The organism is Metallibacterium scheffleri, from assembly GCF_002077135.1.
GTDB lineage: Bacteria > Pseudomonadota > Gammaproteobacteria > Xanthomonadales > Rhodanobacteraceae > Metallibacterium > Metallibacterium scheffleri.
The window spans coordinates 1,072,619-1,091,047 of the sequence record NZ_LDOS01000002.1 but is presented as its reverse complement, the minus strand read 5'-3'; the positions used below and the strand labels follow the sequence as shown (position 1 = coordinate 1,091,047).

Annotated in this window: 15 protein-coding genes; 9 read left to right on the top strand and 6 right to left on the bottom strand. The window is 67.4% G+C overall.

Annotation, left to right across the window (positions count from 1 at the left end):
- The first annotated feature begins 16 nt into the window (after positions 1-16).
- From Mschef_RS10110 to Mschef_RS17280, 5 genes are all read left to right on the top strand, one after another.
- Positions 17-3,202, top strand: coding sequence for a WD40/YVTN/BNR-like repeat-containing protein (locus Mschef_RS10110; protein ID WP_136256507.1), 3,186 nt, complete (start codon positions 17-19; stop codon positions 3,200-3,202).
- A 79-nt stretch (positions 3,203-3,281) separates the two neighbouring features.
- Positions 3,282-3,845, top strand: coding sequence for an NADPH-dependent FMN reductase (locus Mschef_RS10105; protein WP_081128080.1), 564 nt, complete (start codon positions 3,282-3,284; stop codon positions 3,843-3,845).
- Positions 3,846-3,924: 79 nt separating this feature from the next.
- On the top strand, positions 3,925-4,371 hold the full coding sequence (locus tag Mschef_RS10100; RefSeq protein WP_136256506.1) for a c-type cytochrome: 447 nt from the start codon (positions 3,925-3,927) through the stop codon (positions 4,369-4,371).
- Positions 4,372-4,518: 147 nt separating this feature from the next.
- The gene (locus Mschef_RS10095; protein WP_081128078.1) at positions 4,519-5,289 is read left to right on the top strand and encodes a class I SAM-dependent methyltransferase; all 771 of its coding nucleotides are present in this window, start codon (positions 4,519-4,521) and stop codon (positions 5,287-5,289) included.
- Between the two features lie 110 nt (positions 5,290-5,399).
- Entirely contained in the window at positions 5,400-5,606 is a 207-nt protein-coding gene (locus tag Mschef_RS17280) for a hypothetical protein (protein WP_136256505.1), read from the top strand.
- 305 nt (positions 5,607-5,911) lie between these two features.
- Here Mschef_RS17280 and Mschef_RS10090 read toward each other — a convergent pair whose 3' ends face one another.
- Positions 5,912-7,180 carry an MFS transporter gene (locus Mschef_RS10090; protein ID WP_081128077.1) on the bottom strand — a complete coding sequence of 423 codons (1,269 nt, stop codon included), beginning with the start codon at positions 7,178-7,180 and terminating at the stop codon, positions 5,912-5,914.
- 237 nt (positions 7,181-7,417) lie between these two features.
- Complete coding sequence (gene recQ / locus Mschef_RS10085) at positions 7,418-9,280, bottom strand: DNA helicase RecQ (protein WP_136256504.1); 1,863 nt, start codon at positions 9,278-9,280, stop codon at positions 7,418-7,420.
- A gap of 89 nt (positions 9,281-9,369) precedes the next feature.
- Here recQ and Mschef_RS10080 point away from each other — a divergent pair, with 89 nt between their 5' ends.
- On the top strand, positions 9,370-9,753 hold the full coding sequence (locus tag Mschef_RS10080; protein WP_081128075.1) for a YajD family HNH nuclease: 384 nt from the start codon (positions 9,370-9,372) through the stop codon (positions 9,751-9,753).
- Between the two features lie 23 nt (positions 9,754-9,776).
- Here the strand turns inward: Mschef_RS10080 and Mschef_RS10075 are convergent, their stop codons facing one another.
- Together Mschef_RS10075 and Mschef_RS10070 are read right to left on the bottom strand one after the other, a co-directional pair.
- Entirely contained in the window at positions 9,777-10,724 is a 948-nt protein-coding gene (locus Mschef_RS10075; protein ID WP_081128074.1) for a hypothetical protein, read from the bottom strand.
- Positions 10,725-10,804: 80 nt separating this feature from the next.
- Complete coding sequence (locus Mschef_RS10070; RefSeq protein ID WP_081128072.1) at positions 10,805-11,647, bottom strand: tetratricopeptide repeat protein; 843 nt, start codon at positions 11,645-11,647, stop codon at positions 10,805-10,807.
- 154 nt (positions 11,648-11,801) lie between these two features.
- Here Mschef_RS10070 and ligA point away from each other — a divergent pair, with 154 nt between their 5' ends.
- Both ligA and dapB read left to right on the top strand, forming a co-directional pair.
- The gene (ligA, locus tag Mschef_RS10065; RefSeq protein ID WP_081128071.1) at positions 11,802-14,162 is read left to right on the top strand and encodes an NAD-dependent DNA ligase LigA; all 2,361 of its coding nucleotides are present in this window, start codon (positions 11,802-11,804) and stop codon (positions 14,160-14,162) included.
- Positions 14,163-14,229: 67 nt separating this feature from the next.
- Positions 14,230-15,045 carry a 4-hydroxy-tetrahydrodipicolinate reductase gene (dapB, locus tag Mschef_RS10060; protein WP_081128069.1) on the top strand — a complete coding sequence of 272 codons (816 nt, stop codon included), beginning with the start codon at positions 14,230-14,232 and terminating at the stop codon, positions 15,043-15,045.
- On the opposite strand, the gene Mschef_RS10055 is transcribed toward dapB, so the two are convergent.
- Together Mschef_RS10055 and Mschef_RS10050 are read right to left on the bottom strand one after the other, a co-directional pair.
- Positions 14,994-16,247, bottom strand: a complete 1,254-nt coding sequence (locus Mschef_RS10055; RefSeq protein WP_081128067.1) for an MFS transporter — start codon at positions 16,245-16,247, stop codon at positions 14,994-14,996. The genes dapB and Mschef_RS10055 overlap by 52 nt on opposite strands.
- Positions 16,248-16,402: 155 nt before the next feature.
- Complete coding sequence (locus Mschef_RS10050) at positions 16,403-17,122, bottom strand: 2OG-Fe(II) oxygenase family protein (RefSeq protein ID WP_081128066.1); 720 nt, start codon at positions 17,120-17,122, stop codon at positions 16,403-16,405.
- A gap of 169 nt (positions 17,123-17,291) precedes the next feature.
- On the opposite strand from Mschef_RS10050, the gene carA reads away from it, so the two are divergent.
- Positions 17,292-18,428 (top strand): glutamine-hydrolyzing carbamoyl-phosphate synthase small subunit, encoded by a 1,137-nt coding sequence (carA, locus tag Mschef_RS10045; protein WP_081128064.1) that lies wholly within the window; start codon positions 17,292-17,294, stop codon positions 18,426-18,428.
- Position 18,429: the final 1 nt, after the last annotated feature.

Below are 18,429 nucleotides of genomic sequence, written 5' to 3'. Positions count from 1 at the left end.
CATGCGGAGATTGGTCATGGATTCACGAGTTTCTCGCACGACCCTCGCGTTCGCCGGCTTGTGCACACTCGTGCTGTGCCTGGTGCTGGCCGCGGGCAACGCGCGCGCCGGCACCGAGTCGGCACCAACACCGCTGAACGCGCTGATGAAGTGGCGCAGCGTCGGCCCGTACATCGGCGGGCGCGTGGTCGCGGTGGCCGGCGTGCCCGGCGAGCGCGACCTGTTCTACATGGGCGGGGTCGACGGCGGCGTGTGGCGCAGCACCGACTACGGCGTGAAGTGGGTCAATCTCACCGACGGCACGCTGCCCGGTTCCAGCAACAGCATCGGCGCGATCGCGGTGGCGCCATCCGACCCCAAGGTGATCTACGTCGGTACCGGCGAGAGCGACATCCGCGGCGACATGATCACCGGCGACGGCGTGTTCCGCTCCGACGACGCCGGCAAGAGCTGGCACGCGGCGGGCCTGGCCGACACCCACACCATCAGCGGCATCGTGGTCGATCCGAAGAATCCCGACGTGGTCTACGCCTCGTCGATGGGCCACGTGTTCAAGCCCAACGGCGAGCGCGGCGTGTTCAAGTCGGTCGACGGCGGCAAGACCTGGAGCAAGATCCTCTACGTCGATGCCAAGACCGGCGCCATCGATCTGGTGATGGACCCGAACAACCCCGACGTGCTCTACGCCGCGATGTGGCAGGCCTACCGCAGGCCGTGGACGCTGCAGGACGGCGGCCCCGGCAGCGGCCTGTACAAGAGCAGCGACGGTGGCGCGCACTGGAGCGAGATCTCGCGCCACAGCGGCTTTCCGCAGAGTGTGCTGGGACGCGTGGGCGTCAGCGTCGCCGCCAGCGATCCGCGCGTGGTCTACGCGATCGTGCAGGCCAAGGACGGCGGCGTGTTTCGCTCCAATGACGCCGGTGCCACGTGGGCGCGGGTGAACTCGAACTGGAGCCTGCGCCAGCGCGCGTTCTACTACATGAGCATCTTTGTCGATCCGACCGACGCCAACACGGTGTACGTGCCCGAGGTCGATGCGCTGTGGGTCTCCCATGACGGCGGCAAGACCTTCGCCAAGCTGCACACGCCGCACGGCGACAACCACATCATCTGGATCAACCCCCACGATCCGAAGTTGTTGCTCGAGGGCAACGACGGCGGCGCCACGGTGTCCACCGACGGCGGCCTGACCTGGAGCGGCGATCACAACCAGCCGACCGGGCAGTTCTACCACGTGGCGCTGGACGACCAGTTCCCGTTCCACATCTACGGCGCGCAGCAGGACGAGGGTTCCTTCGAGGGCCCCAGCGCCGCCAGCGCCGGCATGATTCCGCTGGGCGCCTGGCATTCCGTGGCCTACGGCGAGGCCACCTTCGTCGCACCGCAGCCGGGCAACCCGAACATCACCTACGGCAGCGGCTACTTCAGCATCCAGTTGCGCTATGACATGGCCACCGGCCAGTTCCGCGAAGTCAGCCCATGGCCCGAGTACCAGGAAGGCGCCGCGTCCAACCAGCTGAAGTACCGCTTCGGCTGGACGCACCCGATCCTGTTTTCCGCAGCCAAGCCAGGCGAACTGCTGCTGGCTTCGCAGTATGTGCTGAAGAGCACCGATGGCGGCGAGATGTGGACGCGCATCAGCCCTGACCTGACGCGCAACGATCCCGCCACCGAACGGCCCAGCGGCGGCCCGGTCGATCTCGACCAGTCCGGCGCGGAAATTTTCCCCGACATCTCCGCGCTGGCGCCCTCGCCGCTGGACGGCAATGTCATCTGGGCCGGCTCGGCCGACGGCCTGGTCCACGTCACCGCGGATGGCGGCAAAAGCTGGAAGCTGGTCACGCCCAAGGGCCTGCCGGGCTGGGCGCAGATCAGCTCGATCGAACCTTCCCACGTGGCCAAGGGCAGCGCGTACCTGACCGCCTCACGCTACATGTGGGACGACTTCCATCCCTACGTGTTCGAGACCACCGACTATGGCGCGCACTGGACGCCGATCACCACGGGCCTGCCCGCTGATCAGTACGCCTTCGTCGTGCGCCAGGACCCGAACGACGCGCGGCTGCTGTTCCTCGGCACCAAGAACAGCGTCTATGCCAGTTACGACGGCGGCCTGTTCTGGCATCCGCTGGCGCTGAACCTGCCCAAGGTGCAGGTGCGCGATCTCGCCGTGAACGTGCGCCAGGGCGATCTGGTCGCCGCGACGCACGGGCGCTCGTTCTGGATTCTCGACAACCTGGCTCTGCTGGAGCAGATGACCCGGCAACCGACGGTCGCCGCCGATGCCGCGCAGGTGTTCGCGCCCGAAACCGCATGGCTGACCCACGCCTATGGCGCCAGCCCGTATGCCAAGTTCGTGACCGACGCCGGTGCCAATCCGCCGTTTGGCGCGACGGTGTTCTTCCACATCCCGGCGGACTACGACGGCAAGGCGCCGGTGACACTGAGCTTCGTCGATGCGCAGGGCCAGGTGGTGCGCCGCTTCGACTTGCACCTCAAGGCCACGGCGCCCAAGCCGGCCGCCACCGTGAGCGACAACTGGACGCCGATCCAGGCCAAGGAGGCCGCGGACGCCAAACTCACCGCGATCGCGCCCGGCATGAACCGCCTGCAGTGGAACCTGCGCTGGCCTGACGCCACCGAAGTCACCGGCTTCCAGGCGCCGATCGCCGCCGGCGGACTCGATGACACCGTGGAAGGCCCGGTCGTCGTGCCCGGGCGCTACACCGCGGTGCTCGACTTCGGCGGCAAGAAGTCCGAGCAGGCCTTCACCGTGGCGCTCGATCCACGCCTGCACCCGGCGCCCGGCGCATTGGCCGCGCGCCTTGCGCTGGGGCTGAAGATCCACGTCGCGCTGGATACGCTGGATCGCACCCTCAACCAGGCCATCGCTCTGCGTGACCAGCTCGACGGCGCGGTCGCCGCGGGCACCCTGGCCAAGGCCAGGGCGCAGCCGGCGCTGAACGCGCTCGATGCCGACATCGCCGACTTGGTCGCGCTGCAGATCCAGTCCAGCGAGGGCAGCCTGCTGCACGAGACGAAACTGCGCAGCCATCTGGCGTACCTCGCCGCCGACATCGACCTCAGCTACGACCGGCCGACGCAGGCGGAGTACGCCGTGTTCGATCACCTCGACCGGCAGGCGCAAGCCGGCGAGCGGAAACTGCACGCCGACATCGCGCAGGGGCAGCGCGTGCTCTAGCGCTGGGCGACGCAGCGGCGGATGATGAGCGCCGCTGCGTCGCGATGATGCGACGCATGCCCATCAGGAGAATGCACGCATGAGCAGTACGGCAAACGTGGCGGTGCTCGTCGGCAGTCTGCGCAAGGACTCCTTCAACCGGCGCATGGCGCTGGCGCTCGCGGAGATGGCGCGCGGCACGCTGGATCTGCAGCTGATCGGGATCGGCGCGCTGCCGCTGTACAACCAGGATCTCGATGCCACGCCGCCCCCCGAATGGACCGCGTTTCGCGATGCGGTGAAAGCTTGCGACGCGCTGCTGTTCGTCACCCCTGAATACAACCGATCGGTGCCCGGCGTGCTCAAGAACGCGCTGGATGTCGGCTCGCGCCCTTACGGCCACAGCGTCTGGGGCGGCAAGCCCGGCGCCGTGATCAGCGTGTCGCCCGGCGCCATCGGCGGCTTCGGCGCCAATCACCACCTGCGCCAGTCGCTGGTGTTCCTCGACGTGCCGACCATGGCGCAGCCCGAGGCCTATCTCGGCGGCGCTGGCAGCCTGTTCGACGCGCAGGGCCATATCGCCAACGAAGCCACGCGCGGCTTCATGCAGAAATTCCTGGATGCCTACACGGCCTGGGTTGCGCTGCAGCGCAAGTCGGCGTGATGTCCGTTCACTCCGTCCCTGGCTGTCTGCCTGTCGTCGCGTCACATGTATTGGAGTCAATGATCGGAGGATTTTCACCATGAATGCAAAGCAACAAACGACCGTCGCCATGCACCTGATCGTCGGCGTCCTGCTGTTCGGACTGTGCTTGCCCGCCGCCTGGGCCAAGGCGGCGGATCCGCTGCAAGCAGCGGTCCAGCGCGGCGCGCATCTGTTTGCGACCGATACGTTCGGCGGCCACGGCATGACTTGCCAGAGCTGCCATTCGGGCGGCGGCAAAATCGCCGGACAGGTCGCCGGCGGTGGCAAAATCCCGAGTCTGGCCAACGCCGCCGCGATTTTTCCGCGCTACAGCCCACGCGCGGGCAAGGTCATCACCCTGGAAGATCAGATCCGCGGGTGCATCGCCGGTGGCCTCGGCGGCAAGCCGCCCGCCTACGGTAGCCAGGCACTGACCGACCTGGCGAGTTACCTGACTTTCCTGTCCAACGGCAAGCCGATCGACATGGGCGGCAAACCCGGATAGAACAGGTCGCACAGCCGGCTCGGGCTTCGGCTTCGGGATGGGTGCGGTGCAAGGTTCCGTTCATGGTGACCCGGTTTGACCGAACGGGCCAAAATGCCGCGGCTGGAGGCTTGATCGTTTTGCCTGACGCCTCGGTGGTGCAATCGCATGAGCGACTCCGCGGTACATGTACGTAGCGACACGGAACTGGCCGCGACCAACCGGGCGTTGTATGACACGTTGTGGGCCGATGCCCTGCTGATCGAGCCGTGCCGGTTCAACACGTGGCCTCTGTTATCGACGTTGGCTGCGCAATCGAAAAGGTCTTTGGAAGTGGCGCCGGGTTTACGCCCGCGCCTGCCGCTGCAGCGCACCCAGTTCCTGGACATCAGCGCTGCGGCCATGACGCGCTTCCTGGAGCGTGGTGCTGCCGCTGTAGTCGGCGTGATCAACGCGTTGCCGTTCGCCGACCAGACCTTCGATCTGGTCTGCAGCTTCGACATTGTCGAGCATGTCGACGACGACGCGACCGCGCTGGCTGAACTTTCGCGCGTGTGTGCGCCCGGTGGCACCCTGCTGCTCTCGGTGCCCCTGCACGAGGCCGCCTGGACTGCGTTCGACGACTTCGTCGGCCACCGCCGCCGCTACGAACCGCAGGACCTGATCAACATGCTGCGGCGTCACGGGTTTGACATCGAGCGCAGTGCCATCTTCGGCATGCAACCCAAATCCCCGCGCCTGATCGCCTGGAGCATGTGGCATCTGATCCATCATCGCGAACGTGCGATGTGGTGGTACAACCACGTGTTCATGCCCATCGGCCTGCGCATGCAGAGGAAGCTGCGCTGGCTGCCGGGCCTGATTGATGACCCTCACGTGGACACCGTGCTGATGGTCTGCCGCCGAACGGGGACTGCGAACGGCGCCAGATTCACTTGATGACGCTGAACGTTGACACTGAATGGAACCCCGACCCCCTTATGACCTACCCGCTTGCACCGAGTGTCGATATGCCATGCTCGGCCTGACACCCGCGGCCGGAGACTCCGATGTCCTCATCCACGATCAGACGCATTTTCGCTACTGCGGCGATCCTGCTGCTCGGCTGCTCGCTGAGCGGCTGTTTCTACCCCGGCTATGGCAACAACCGTGACGGTGACTACCGGCGCGGCGACGGCCAATCTGAACGTCACCACCGGGGCGATGGCGGCGATAACGGGGATGGCGGCGGCAGTTCGTATCAGCACCCAAGGTGACGGCACCTGACCGACGCCAAGCGTTCCCTTTACGACGAATCCGGTCCGCTTGACCTGTTGGCGCGCGTTGGCAATCGACCTGCGCGTTCCACAAGATCAACCCACGCTGTCGACACGTTCATCCTGTCTGCGGCTTGTGCCGTTGAACCATGGTCTGCCGTGATCGCACGCAATGGCCAACTGGTCAATCGCGAGCGCGCAGCAACACCGCTGGATTTCGCCAACGCCCGGCGCACCAGCAGTGTGCTTGCTATCCGGCGGCTGTCACTGGAAGGCGGACCAGCGCGGAAAGGCCGGTTTCGTGCTCAGGCCGAGGAGCTTTCCTCGGCGACGATGCGCCGTCTGGCCGACCGATAGTGCAGTCCCACCAGCACCGCCACGATGCCAGATGCAGCGCCCACGCCCATGGCCCAGCGCGGGCCGAAATGGTCGGCCACAATGCCCACCGCCAGCGCACCCAGCGGCGTGCCGCCCATGGCCACGGCCATGCGCAATGCCATCACCCGCCCACGCATACCGGGCGCGCTGGCCAGTTGCATGAAGCTGGTGCTGGCGGTGACGAAGACCAGCGCGGCGAAACCGGTCAGCGCCAGCGCGGCGGCGAACAGCGCCGGATCGGGCGCCAGCGCGGCCAGCGCGCAGCCCACGCCGAAGCCCAAGGCCGAGAAGCCCAGCGACGCCATGCCGGGGCCCTCGCGATGGGCGGAGAACAGCGCGCCACCCACCGAGCCCACCGCGAACGACGAGGTCAGGAGTCCATACAGACCGGCGTTGCCATGGAATGCGGTCACCGCCATGGTCGAGATGTAAATCGAAAAATTGAGGCCGAACGTGCCGATGACGAACACCATTACCAGCACCGCCATCAGGTCGGCACGCCGGCCGACGTAGCGGAAGCCTTCAGCCAGACTGCCAGCCTTGTGCGCGCTGCGGATCTGTGGGTGCAACTGGCCGCTGCGCAGCAGCATCAGCGAAGCCAGCACCGCTGCGAACGAGGCTGCGTTGAGCATGAACACCCAGCCCGTGCCGATCACGGCAATCAAGGTGCCGGCCACGGCCGGGCCGATCATGCGCGCGGCATTGAACGAGGTGGAGTTCAGCGCCACCGCGTTGGCCAGTTGCGCTTCGCCGACCAGCTCGTTGACGAACACCTGTCGTGCGGTGGCATCGAATGCGGTGACGCAGCCCAGCAGGAACGCGAACACGTCCACCTGCCACAGCGTCACCATGCCAGCGAGGGTGATCAGGCCCAGACCCAGCGCCAGCAGGCCCTGCGCGATCTGCGTGGCGATCAACAATTTGCGCCGGTCGAGATGGTCGGCCGCGCGCCCGGTCCACGGCAGGCACAGCAATTGCGGCACGAACTGCAGCGCCACCACCACGCCCATGGCGCTGGCGTTGTGCCGGGTGAGCACGGTGAGTACCAGCCAGTCCTGGGCGATGCGCTGCATCCAGGTGCCGACGTTGGATACCAGCCCGCCCAGGAACCAGATGCGAAAGTTGTAGTTGCGCAGCGAACGGAACGCCTTGCCGAAGCCGGAAGGCTTGCGATCGGAGGAGTGGGGCGCGGACATCCGCACCATTATCGCAGAGGCGATGGAAGCCGGAGACGATCGAGTGTTGCCGCCGCATCCGCGCCTCGCGATCAGTTTGCTGCGCGCGGTGCGGGTCGATTTTCCGCGCGCGCCACCTGCTTGCGCTGCAGCACGGTGTCGGATCCGGCGTCTCTGTCTGCTTCGTCATTACTCGTAGTACGCGCCCGGGCGCGGGATTCGGGACGTTCGATCAGGATGCGTCGAGTACCAATCGCCTTATTTTGTGTCGGCAATGCATGCCAGCAGTGCGGGTCCATAGCGTTCGAGCTTGACATCACCGACGCCGGAAATGCCGCGCAGGTCAGCAAGCGTGGCGGGGCGGGTGCTGGCGATGGCGTGCAGCGTGGCGTCGGGGAATACCACGTAGGCGGGCACGCCGTGCTCTTTGGCGGTGCTGGCGCGCCAGGCGCGCAGACGCTCGAACAGCGCGGCATCGACGCGGGACAAGGCTTGCAGGGCCGCGCCTGCGCTGGCTGCTGTCGCGCCGCTGCCGGCGACGCCACGCGGGGCACGGCGCTTGCGTTCGCTGCCCGGCGCGCGGCGCTTGAGCAGGATCCGGCGCTGCCCGCGCAGCACCTCACGGCTGGCCGCGCCGAGCTGCAGCACATTGAAGTGCGCGGCGTCCACCTCGACCAGATGTTGCGCGACGAGCTGGCGCAGCAGGCTGCGCCAGTCCTGCTCGTCCAGGTCCGCGCCGATGCCGAAAGTGGACACGGCGTGGTGGCCGTAGCGCTCGACCTTGTCGCCGCGCTTGCCGCGCAGTACGTCGATGATGTGCGTGGCGGCAAAACGCGTGCCGCTCGCTTGCTGACATCGGTAGATGGTGGATAGCAGTTTTTGCGCGGACTCGGTGGCGTCGATCAGCTCGGGTGGGCTCAGGCAGTTGTCGCAGTTGCCGCAAGGCGTGCTGGTTTCGTCGAAGTAGGCCAGCAGGCGCACGCGGCGGCAGTCGGCGGCCTCGGCCAGGGCCAGCATGGCGTCGAGCTTGGCCGTGGACAGGCGCTTGTAGGTGGCGTCCGCCTCGGATAGTTCGATCAGCCGGCGCTGCTGCACCACGTCCTGCAGGCCGTAGGCCAGCCACGCCTGCGCGAGCAGGCCGTCGCGCCCGGCGCGGCCGGTTTCCTGGAAATAGCCTTCGATGGACCTGGGCATGTCGAGGTGCGCGACGAAGCGCACGTCGGGTTTGTCGATGCCCATGCCGAAGGCGATGGTGGCGACCATGACGATACCGTCCTCATCCAGAAAGCGGCGCAGGTGGTGTGCGCGCATTTCGGCGGACAGGCCGGCGTGGTAGGGCAGGGCGGCGATGTCTTGTGCGGCCAGCATGGTGGCCACTTCTTCCACCGTATTGCGCGACAGGCAATACACCACGCCGCAATCGCCGGCGTGTTCGCCGCGAATGAACTGCAGCAGTTGCGCACGGCCATCGCGCTTTTCCACCACGCGGTAGCGGATGTTGGGGCGGTCGAAGCTGGAGACGAAAGCGCGGCCATCGCGCAGCAGTTTGTCGGCAATTTCCTGTCGCGTGGGCACGTCGGCGGTGGCGGTCAACGCGACGCGCGGCACGTGCGGCCAGCGCTCGCGCAGGATCGACAGCTGCCCGTACTCGGGGCGGAAATCGTGGCCCCATTGCGACACGCAGTGTGCTTCGTCGATGGCGAACAAGGCGATGCGGCATTGGTCCAGCAGGCGCTGTCCGCTGTCGCTCAGCAGACGCTCGGGCGCCATGTAGAGCAGGTCCAGGTCGCCGCGCCGCGCCTGTTCCTGCACCCTGCGCGCCGTTTCGGCGTCGAGCGTGGAATTGAGGAAGGCCGCGCGCAGGCCCAGCTCGCGCAGTGCGGCCACCTGGTCCTGCATCAACGCGATCAGCGGCGAGACCACGATGCCCAGGCCGTCACGCAGCAGCGCCGGGATCTGGAAGCACAGCGACTTGCCGCCGCCGGTGGGCATCAGCACCAGCGCGTCACCGCCGCCCAGCACGTGCTCGATGACCTCGCGCTGCAGGCCACGAAATTCGGCATAACCCCAGATGTGCTGCAGCAGGTCAGCGGCGTCCGGATTCGCGGGCACGGTGTTCATCCCCGGGCGCGGCTGTGGACGGAATGAACGCGCGCGCGCTGCAGCCTTGATGCGCTAACGTAGGCGCCAGGACATCGCGGAGCTGAGCCATGCACCCCCCCAAAGCCACGCCGGACCATGCACGCCTTGATCGCGTCGTTGCCGATGCGCGGCGTGCTGCCGAGACACGCAACAACGGCTACCGCGAGCGTGCGCTGAAGATGTACCCGTGGATCTGTGGCCGCTGCGCGCGCGAATTCACCCGCGCCAACGTGCAGGAACTCACCGTGCACCATCGCAACCACAACCACGATGACAACCCGGCCGACGGCAGCAACTGGGAGTTGTTGTGCGTGTACTGTCACGACAACGAGCACGCGCGGCATGTCGATCATGCCGCGGGCAGCATGGGTTCGGCCGCTGCGCCTGCCGCCGCGACGGCGCAGCCGTTTGCCGGTTTGCAGGCGCTGCTGGAAAAACGCGGCAAGGGCTAGGCGTCGGGGTTGCACGCAGTCGTTCATTCCTTCGTGGCGCCAGGCGCCATGACCGGCGCTGCCGTGGCGCTGCGCAAGCGTTTCTGCCAGCGCCGTGTCTCGGTGATCAGCGTCGTCAGGCCCACGCCCAGGACGACGCCCACCGCCAGCATGAACGGCACGCCCAGGTGATCGAGGTTATGCACGTGCAGACCGGTCACGATGCCGAACTCGCGCAGGCGCGGCAGCAGCAGCCCGAGTGCGCCGGCGCTGGCGTAGGCGAGGCCACCCCAGATCAGGGTGCGCGTGGCGGTGGTCAGCGCGACCGCGCGGATGGCCTCGGGCGGCAGGCTGCGCCGCGCAGCGATGCGGCCGAACAGCGCGCCGGCCAGCACCTGCACCAGTGCCGTGCCCAGCCCGAACAGCGCGCCCGGCAACCAGCCCCACCACGCCGAAGGCATCGCCGGTGCCAGCGTGGTGTAGAGGATCAGCGCGAAGGCGCCAAACCCCCAGCCGGCGACAAAACCATGCACCGCAGGCATCCACCCGGCCAGCTTGCGCGCGCGCGCGTCGCGGGTGCCGTGGCCGCGCAGCGACGCATCGGCGGCCTGCATCAACGCCGGTTCAGCGCATTGTCCGAACAGATGCAGGTGCACCGCATGCCGCTGTCGTGCCATGAGCATGCCGCCGAACAACATCAGCAGGCCCACGGGTATATACAGCGCGTAATCCAGACCCTTCAGGCCCATCCAGTGCGCCAGTCCGAGCCAGGCCAGTTCGCTGGCCAGCGCGCGTTGCACGATGAAGCTGAAGGAAAACAGTGCCCCTGCTCGCAGGCCGGCGCGGGTGGAATAGCCACCCACGGCGTAGCTGAAGGTGATCGGCCAGGTGTGCTCGTCCGGCGTGATGCCATGCACGATGCCCAGCAGCAAGGCGGTGATCAGCGCGGCGCCGACATCAAGATGACCGGGGGCCCAGAGGTTGAAGTCCACGCTTTGGCTCCGCAGTACTTGCGACAATCGTTATATCATAACACTGCGTCGCGGCCGCCGTATCCTCGATCGATCGCGTTTCAGAGCAACTGCATGCGCGCCCATGTGGCATCGAGCGCCGCGGCGGCGTCGTGCGGCGTGAGCTTCGCGGCGCGCTCGAAGGCTTCGGTCACCGCCGCGCCGCGGCGCATGCCGGACAGTGCCAGCAACGCATTGCCGGTTTCCAGCCATGCCAGCGGGTTGGCCGGCATCAGCCGGCGCGCGGTTTCCAGATGATGTTCCGCGGCGGTGGCATTGGCGCCGCAACTCATCTTCGCGGCGATCGCGCCCATGCGGCCGACCAGCGTGGCGTGGAAAGCGCCCAGTGCGAGTTGTGCCTCGGCGTGGCGCGGGGCGAGCTGCAAGGCGTTCTGCAAAGCCGCGTGCTGCATTTGCAGTTGCGCGTTATCGAGGCGTGCATTCGGGCTCATGTTCTGCAGATGCAAGTGCAGCGCGCACGCCAGCCGATAGTGGCTGTTGGCTTCGCCGGGCAGGATTTCGCGCAGCGTCGCGGCGACCGGGATAAGGTCCTTGGCGTACTGCCGCCGCGCGGCGGCATCGCCCAGCATGTGTCGCGCGTGCGCGCAGCCGGCCTTGACCGCGACCGAGGCACCCGCCACGCCCAGGGCCATGCCTTGCGCCTGCGCGGACTCGAATTCGCCGATGTGATAGGCGCGCCAGGCATCTTGCAAGGCGGCAGCCAGCGAAGCGGCGTCCGCATGTGGCTGTGCGGGCAGCGCCAGCAATGTCGCGGCGCGTTGCGCATCGGGCCAGGGCTCGAGATCGCCCAGATGCAGTTGTTTCCATGCCGCGTGCAGCGCCGCGCCGCTGAAATCGAAAGCATAGGGTGCGGCAGGCGCGGGCAGCCGGGCGGATTTGCTCATGGTGTCGATTCCAACGATCGCGGTTTTGGCATGTCTGGCGCGAACGCGCCGCTACGGCGATTATGCGGCACCACACTATGCGCCGGAGCCATGCGGTGCACATTGCAAGCAAGTTGTGATCTTGCGGCGATGCCGCCGCATGAGGAGCGTGTTCATGTCCGACCCGTCTGCGCCGAATGCGCAAATCGCCCGCCTGCGTCTGCGCATCGAAGACGCCAATCACCGCTATTACGTGCTCGACGATCCGGATATACCGGATGCCGAATATGACCGCTTGCTGCGCGAGCTGCAGGCGCTGGAAGCCGCGCATCCCGAACTGGTGACAGCCGATTCGCCCACGCAGCGTGTCGGTACGCGACCGGCCGGCGGCTTCGCCGAGGTGCGCCATGCGCTGCCGATGCTGTCGATCGAATCGGTCACGGTCGATGAGGAAAAACGCCCCGGGGAGGCGCGTAAACGCATCGAGCGGTTTGTGCTCGATGCGCGGCAGGCACTGGGCCGCGATGACCTCGAGTTTTCGGTCGAGCCCAAATTCGACGGGCTGGCCATCAGCCTTCGTTATGAACATGGGTTGCTGGCGCAGGGCGCCACGCGCGGTGATGGCAGCGTGGGTGAAGATGTGACCGCCAACCTGCGCACGGTACGCGCCATCCCGTTGCGTTTGCGCGGCAATGCACCCGCCGTGTTCGAGGTGCGCGGTGAAATCATCATGCTGCGTGCTGATTTCGATGCGTTCAACCGGCATGCGCTTGCGCAAGGCCAGCCTGCGCTGGCCAATCCGCGCAACGGCGCCGCGGGTGCGCTGCGCCAGCTCGATCCGCGCATCACGGCCAGGCGCCGGCTGACTTTCATGGCGTATGGAATCGGCATCGCCGATCCGCGCGAGGGACTGCCGGCCACCCAGTCGGGCATGCTGGCATGGCTGCGCGAATTGGGCTTTCCCGTCGCCCGCGAAGTCTCTACCGCGCACGGTTTCACCGGTCTGATCGACTATTACCAGCGCATTGGCACGGTGCGTGATCATTTGCCGTATGGCATCGACGGCGTGGTCTACAAACTCGACCGCTATGCCGACCAGGAGACACTGGGCTACGTCGCGCGTGCGCCGCGCTGGGCGATCGCGCACAAGTTTCCGGCTGAGGAACAGATGACCGTGCTCGAGGCCATCGACGTGCAGATCGGGCGTACCGGCGCCGCCACGCCGGTGGCGCGTCTGGCGCCGGTGCAGGTCGCCGGCGTCACCGTCACCAATGCGACCTTGCACAACGCCGACCAGATCGGGCGGCTGGACGTGCGCGTCGGCGATACCGTGATCGTGCGCCGTGCCGGCGACGTGATCCCCGAAGTCGTGCGCGTGGTAGCCGAGCGCCGCCCGCCGCACGCGCAGCCATGGCACATGCCCGCGCACTGCCCGGTATGCGGCGCGCAACTGCTGCGCGAGGCGGGTGCCAGTGCCTGGCGCTGCTCGGGCGGCCTGAGCTGCGCGGCGCAGCGCCGCGAGGCGATCCTGCATTTCGCCGCGCGCCGGGCCATGGACATCGATGGTCTGGGCGAACGCTACATCGAGGATCTGATCGCCTTCGACTATGTGCACACGCCGGCCGATCTGTATCGCCTCACGCTGGACGATCTGCTGGCGATGAAACGCCGTGCGGATGCGCGCGATGGCACCACGCCGGAAACGGTGAAGCAGGGCAAGGTCGCCACGCTGTGGGCCGAGAACCTGATCGCCGCCATCGCCGCCAGCACGCGACCCACGCTGGCGCGGCTGCTGTTCGCGCTGGGCATCATGCACATCGGCGAGGAAACCGCGAGGACGCTGGCCGACGCGCTGGGCAGCCTCGAGCGCGTACGTCGTGCGCCGGTGCTGGTGCTCGAATGCCTGCCCGATATCGGCCACGCGGTCGCCAATTCCATCGCCACCTTTTTCGCGCAGCCGGGCAACGCCGCAGCAGTGGATACGCTGCTCGCCGCGGGCGTGGCAGCGAGCGATGAGCATGCCCCGCGCCGCGCCTTGCTGGGCGATCTGCACTGGGCGGCACTGATCGAACGCGCTGGTATCCGCAACATCGGCAAGGGCGGCGCGCAAACGCTGGCCGAGGCCTGCCCCGACGCGCGTGCCCTGCGCGCGATACATGGCGCCGCAACGGGTTTGAACAGCCGTGCGCAGGCCGCGCTCGATGCCTGGCTGCATACGCCCGACTTCGATGCCCTTGTCGCTGCCGACACCTACGCGCGCAGTGTGCTGGCCGAAGCTGAAGGCACATCGACATCCGCAGGCCCGCTCGCAGGCAAGACCGTGGTGCTCACCGGCACGCTCGCCCGAATGAGCCGCGAGCAAGCCAAGGCCACGCTGGTACAGCTCGGCGCCAAGGTCGCCGGCAGCGTGTCCAAGACCACCAGCCTGGTGATCGCCGGCACCGAAGCCGGTAGCAAGCTCGACAAGGCCCGCGCGCTGGGCGTCGAGGTCTGGGACGAAACGCAGTGGCTGCGCTGGCTGGCGCGACACGTTTGACGCATCGCGCGACGCGCAAGCCGAGTCTGCCGCGCTAAGCTCGCGTTTTGACCCTGCCCGAACGCCCATGACCGAACCCATTCGCATTGCCATCCACGGCGCCGCCGGGCGCATGGGGCGCAGCCTGATCGAGCTGACGCGCTTGGATGCGCGCCTGAAACTCGCCGCCGCGCTGGTGGCGCCGGGCTCGACACTGGAGGGCACGCCGCTGGTCAGTCCGGCCGTGCCCGGCGCGCTGACCTACAGCACGCGTCTGGGCGACGCCGGTGCGCGGGTGCTGGTGGATTTCAGCAGCACCGGGGGCTTTGATCGTGCGCTGGCGCTGTGCGTGGAGCGCGGCATGGCGCTGGTCAGCGGCACGACCGGATTGAGCGCGGCGCAGTGGGCTGCGCTGGATGTGGCTGCCGCGCACATCGCGGTGCTGCACGCGGCCAATTTCAGCCTCGGCATCAGCCTGCTGACGCGCCTGTTGCGCGCGGCTGCCGCCGCGTTGCCGGATTGGGACATCGAGATTCTCGAGGCACACCACGCGCGCAAGGAAGACGCGCCTTCCGGCACCGCGCTGGCACTGGGCGAAGCCGCTGCCGCCGCGCGCGGGCGGCGCCTCGAGGAAGTGATGCAGACCGCGCGCCACGGACAGGTCGGGCCGCGCGCGCCGGGCGCGATCGGTTTCGCCGTGTTGCGCGGCGGCGACGTGGTGGGCGAACACGGCGTGTGGCTGCTGGGCGCGGGCGAGCGCATCGAGCTCACGCATCGGGCCGGCAACCGCGTCATCTTCGCGCGCGGGGCCCTCGAGGCAGCCTGCTGGCTGGCGGGGCGCCCGCCGGGCCATTACACGCTCGAACAGGTGCTGGATGTTCCGCGTGACAGATTGCCGACCTGAGCCGCGCCGCGCTGCGGTTGCGCGAGGAGGCGGCGCCGAAACAGCAGCACCAGCAACAGGCAGGCGCCGGCGCTGAGCAGCGCGTCGGTGAGCAAGGCTCCGCTGATGCCATGCCAGGCATAGCCGCGCGCATCCACGGCGGCCATGTAGTCGATGGGCAGATTGCCGGCAGCGATCAGTAGCGCATAGGTCGTTGCAGCCAGCGGGTTGCCGGTACCGATGACCTCGAAGGTGATTGCAGCCGCAGCAGCGATGGCTGCCGACTGCATCGTGTTCTCGCCGAGGAAGACCAGACCGAACACTGCCTCGGTGCGTGGCAGCAGCAGCATGCACAGGGTGAAGCTCGCCCCGACCAGGCCAATGGACAGATACAGCGCCCGTAGCGGGATGCGCCGCGCCAGTATCGGCACCAGCAGACTGCCGATGATGCCCCCGGCGATGATGCCGCCGCCACCGATCAGGCTGACGAATTGTTCACTGGCGCGGAAATCACCGCTCCAGCCGCTGAGCACGTTGGTCAGCGCGAATGAGGCCGAAGGCAGGATGAACATCGCCAACGCCATCAGCACCTGCGGACGCCTGACCAGGGCACCGATCTCGCGCACGAAGCGGCTGAAGTTCTCGCCCATGCGCACCGTGCCGACCTGGACGGATGGAATCCAGATGAACGCCAGTAATGGCGCGAGGAAAACCGCAAAGCACAGTGCTGCCGCCGTGGTGATGTTCCAATGCTCGATGGCATAACCGGAGACCATCGTGCCGATGCCGCCGCCGGAGAGGTTGTACACCGTGCTCCATGCGCCGAGCTTGCTGTCCTGGTTCTCGCCAATCAGGCTGCCTACCCATCCGCCCACTGCAGATTGGTACATGCACACGGACAGAAAGCCGATGAGCATGACGATCTCGACCACGACCAACTGGTGCATGTGCAACACGGTGAAGGCCGTGGCGGCCACGCCAAGGATGCCGAACACCAGCGCGTAGGTGCGGCGATTGAAGCGTACGTCCAGCAGCGGCGCGAAAATGAAATTCCAGAACATCGGCGAACCGATCACAGCTACCGCCACGCCCAGGCGCGCGCCGGGGATGCCCTGCGCGCCCAGCACGTTGGGCAGCGTCACCAGCACGAAACCGCTGACCATGCCGAAGGTGAGCCAGGGCAGGGCAAGGATCCAGACGGGCGGTATCTTCCTGCCGTTCATGCGCACCTGTGGTTGGTCTGCGCGATGCGACACGCAGCCATGCCGGGCCAAGCGCAGCGCGTATCAGTTCAGTGTACGCATGGTAACGCCGAGTGACGGCATCGTTTGCCGCGGTGCATAACACGATTCCGTGAGCGGGATCCTGGCGCGGCGGCTCAGTCCAGGTGCCCCGCGTTGCGGTCGCGCCCCGCGCCGAGCCTGCGGTCGAATCCGCCGAACAATTGTTTCATCAGGCGCGAAAAGCGTCCACGCCGGGTCTTGCGCGCCTTGGCCTCCTCGCTGACCACCCAGGCGATCTGCAGCACCTTGCGCTCGCCCTCGCAGGGCAGATGACCGTGGAAGGAGTTGTCGGCGCGCTTGAACATCGCCAGCGTGCCGAACAGCGGTCTGATCTCGGGCACCAGCACGGCGTCGATGTCATGCGCGTCGGCCAGAAAACGCAGGCAACCCGCGCTGGTGTCCGGCCAACTGGTGTTGAGGTAAAGCAGCGCCGTGGCCACTTTGGAACGACTGTCGGTATGGATGGTGCCGTGGCGCATGTTCATGCGCCCGCACAGCGTGACCAGGGTGGGGTACTGGCTGAGCCGCTCGATATTCAGTTGCGCGCCCAGCGCATCGGCGAACGCCGGCGCGGTCAGTGCCGCAACCAGCGCGTTGAAGCGCGGCCCGCATTGCTGCGGCGTGTAGGGGAAGAACCCGGCCTCGTTGAAATGCGGATAGTCCGGCAGCAGCGCGGGCGCCGACGCGGCGGGCAGCAGGTCCGGCACGACGATGAAATCGAAGGGCTCGTGGCGCAGCGTGCGCGCCGGACTGAGCAGGTGCGTGGCGGCAGGCAGCCAGTCGGTGTCGAAAGCGGGCAGGGCAGCGGCGTTCATCCGGTGCGCTCCGGGGGTTGACCAGCGCATTCTAGCGAGTGCGCGGCTCGCGGCGCGTGACTTCATGCCGCGACGCGCCTAGAATTGCGCCTCGCCTGCTGTCCCCCCACACCTCGGTCCCGCCGCGCGCTGGATCGCGGGTCTTGTCGCATCTGGAAGGCGTACCCCCATGCATGATCCAGCCCTGCTCGCCCTCGAAGACGGCACCCTTTTCGTGGGGATGAGCGTTGGCGCCCCCGGTTCCACCGTGGGCGAGGTGGTGTTCAACACCGCCATGACCGGCTACCAGGAAATCCTCAGCGATCCGTCCTATGCCAGGCAGATCGTCACGCTGACGTATCCGCACATCGGCAACACCGGCTGCAACGCGGACGATGACGAGTCCGCGCAGGTGCATGCCGCCGGTTTGATCGTGCGCGACGTGCCGCGCCTGCCCAGCAACTGGCGTAACCGCGAGAGCCTGCCGGATTACCTCGCACGCCATGGTGTGGTCGCCATCGCCGGACTGGACACGCGCAAGCTCACGCGCATCCTGCGCGACAAGGGGGCGCAGTCCGGCTGCATCCTGGCCGGCCCCGAGGCCGCGCACGCCGATGCCGCCGTGCGCGCCGTGACCGCCGCGCGCGGTTTTCCCGGCCTTGCCGGCATGGACCTGGCGCGCGTGGTCAGCACCACGGCAGCGTATCGCTGGCAGGATGGCAGCATCGATCTCGACCGCGGCGGCTGCGCGCATGCTGCGCCGCGCCGGCACGTGGTGGCCTACGACTTCGGCGTCAAACACAACATCCTGCGCCTGCTGGCGGATCGCGGCTGCGCCGTGACCGTGGTGCCCGCGCAGACGCCGGCCAGCGTCGCGCTGGCGCTCAAGCCCGACGGCGTGTTCCTGTCCAACGGTCCCGGTGATCCCGAGCCCTGCGCTTACGCCATCGCCGCGATCCGCGAGTTCCTGGCGCGCAGGACGCCGCTGTTCGGCATCTGCCTTGGCCACCAGTTGCTCGGCCTCGCCGTCGGTGGCAAGACGCTGAAGATGAAATTCGGCCACCACGGCGCCAATCACCCGGTGCAGGAACTGGCTTCCGGGCGCGTGCTGATCACCAGCCAGAACCACGGTTTCGCGGTCGATGAAACCACGCTGCCAGCCAACGCGCGCGTCACGCACCGCTCGCTGTTCGATGGTTCCAACCAAGGCATCGAACTGAGCGATGCGCCGGCGTTTTCGTTCCAGGGTCACCCGGAAGCCAGTCCCGGGCCGCACGACGTCTCCGACCTCTTCGACCGTTTCGTGGCGCTGATGGAGGCGCGCTGAC

Bases quoted from the DNA above. Each gene is read 5' to 3' on its own strand.
- Mschef_RS10110 (WP_136256507.1), top strand. From the start codon at position 17: ATGGATTCACGAGTTTCTCGCACGACCCTCGCGTTCGCCGGCTTGTGC.
- Mschef_RS10105 (WP_081128080.1), top strand. From the start codon at position 3,282: ATGAGCAGTACGGCAAACGTGGCGGTGCTCGTCGGCAGTCTGCGCAAG.
- Mschef_RS10100 (WP_136256506.1), top strand. From the start codon at position 3,925: ATGAATGCAAAGCAACAAACGACCGTCGCCATGCACCTGATCGTCGGC.
- Mschef_RS10095 (WP_081128078.1), top strand. From the start codon at position 4,519: ATGAGCGACTCCGCGGTACATGTACGTAGCGACACGGAACTGGCCGCG.
- Mschef_RS17280 (WP_136256505.1), top strand. From the start codon at position 5,400: ATGTCCTCATCCACGATCAGACGCATTTTCGCTACTGCGGCGATCCTG.
- Mschef_RS10090 (WP_081128077.1), bottom strand. From the start codon at position 7,180: ATGTCCGCGCCCCACTCCTCCGATCGCAAGCCTTCCGGCTTCGGCAAG.
- recQ (WP_136256504.1), bottom strand. From the start codon at position 9,280: ATGAACACCGTGCCCGCGAATCCGGACGCCGCTGACCTGCTGCAGCAC.
- Mschef_RS10080 (WP_081128075.1), top strand. From the start codon at position 9,370: ATGCACCCCCCCAAAGCCACGCCGGACCATGCACGCCTTGATCGCGTC.
- Mschef_RS10070 (WP_081128072.1), bottom strand. From the start codon at position 11,647: ATGAGCAAATCCGCCCGGCTGCCCGCGCCTGCCGCACCCTATGCTTTC.
- ligA (WP_081128071.1), top strand. From the start codon at position 11,802: ATGTCCGACCCGTCTGCGCCGAATGCGCAAATCGCCCGCCTGCGTCTG.
- dapB (WP_081128069.1), top strand. From the start codon at position 14,230: ATGACCGAACCCATTCGCATTGCCATCCACGGCGCCGCCGGGCGCATG.
- Mschef_RS10055 (WP_081128067.1), bottom strand. From the start codon at position 16,247: ATGAACGGCAGGAAGATACCGCCCGTCTGGATCCTTGCCCTGCCCTGG.
- Mschef_RS10050 (WP_081128066.1), bottom strand. From the start codon at position 17,122: ATGAACGCCGCTGCCCTGCCCGCTTTCGACACCGACTGGCTGCCTGCC.
- carA (WP_081128064.1), top strand. From the start codon at position 17,292: ATGCATGATCCAGCCCTGCTCGCCCTCGAAGACGGCACCCTTTTCGTG.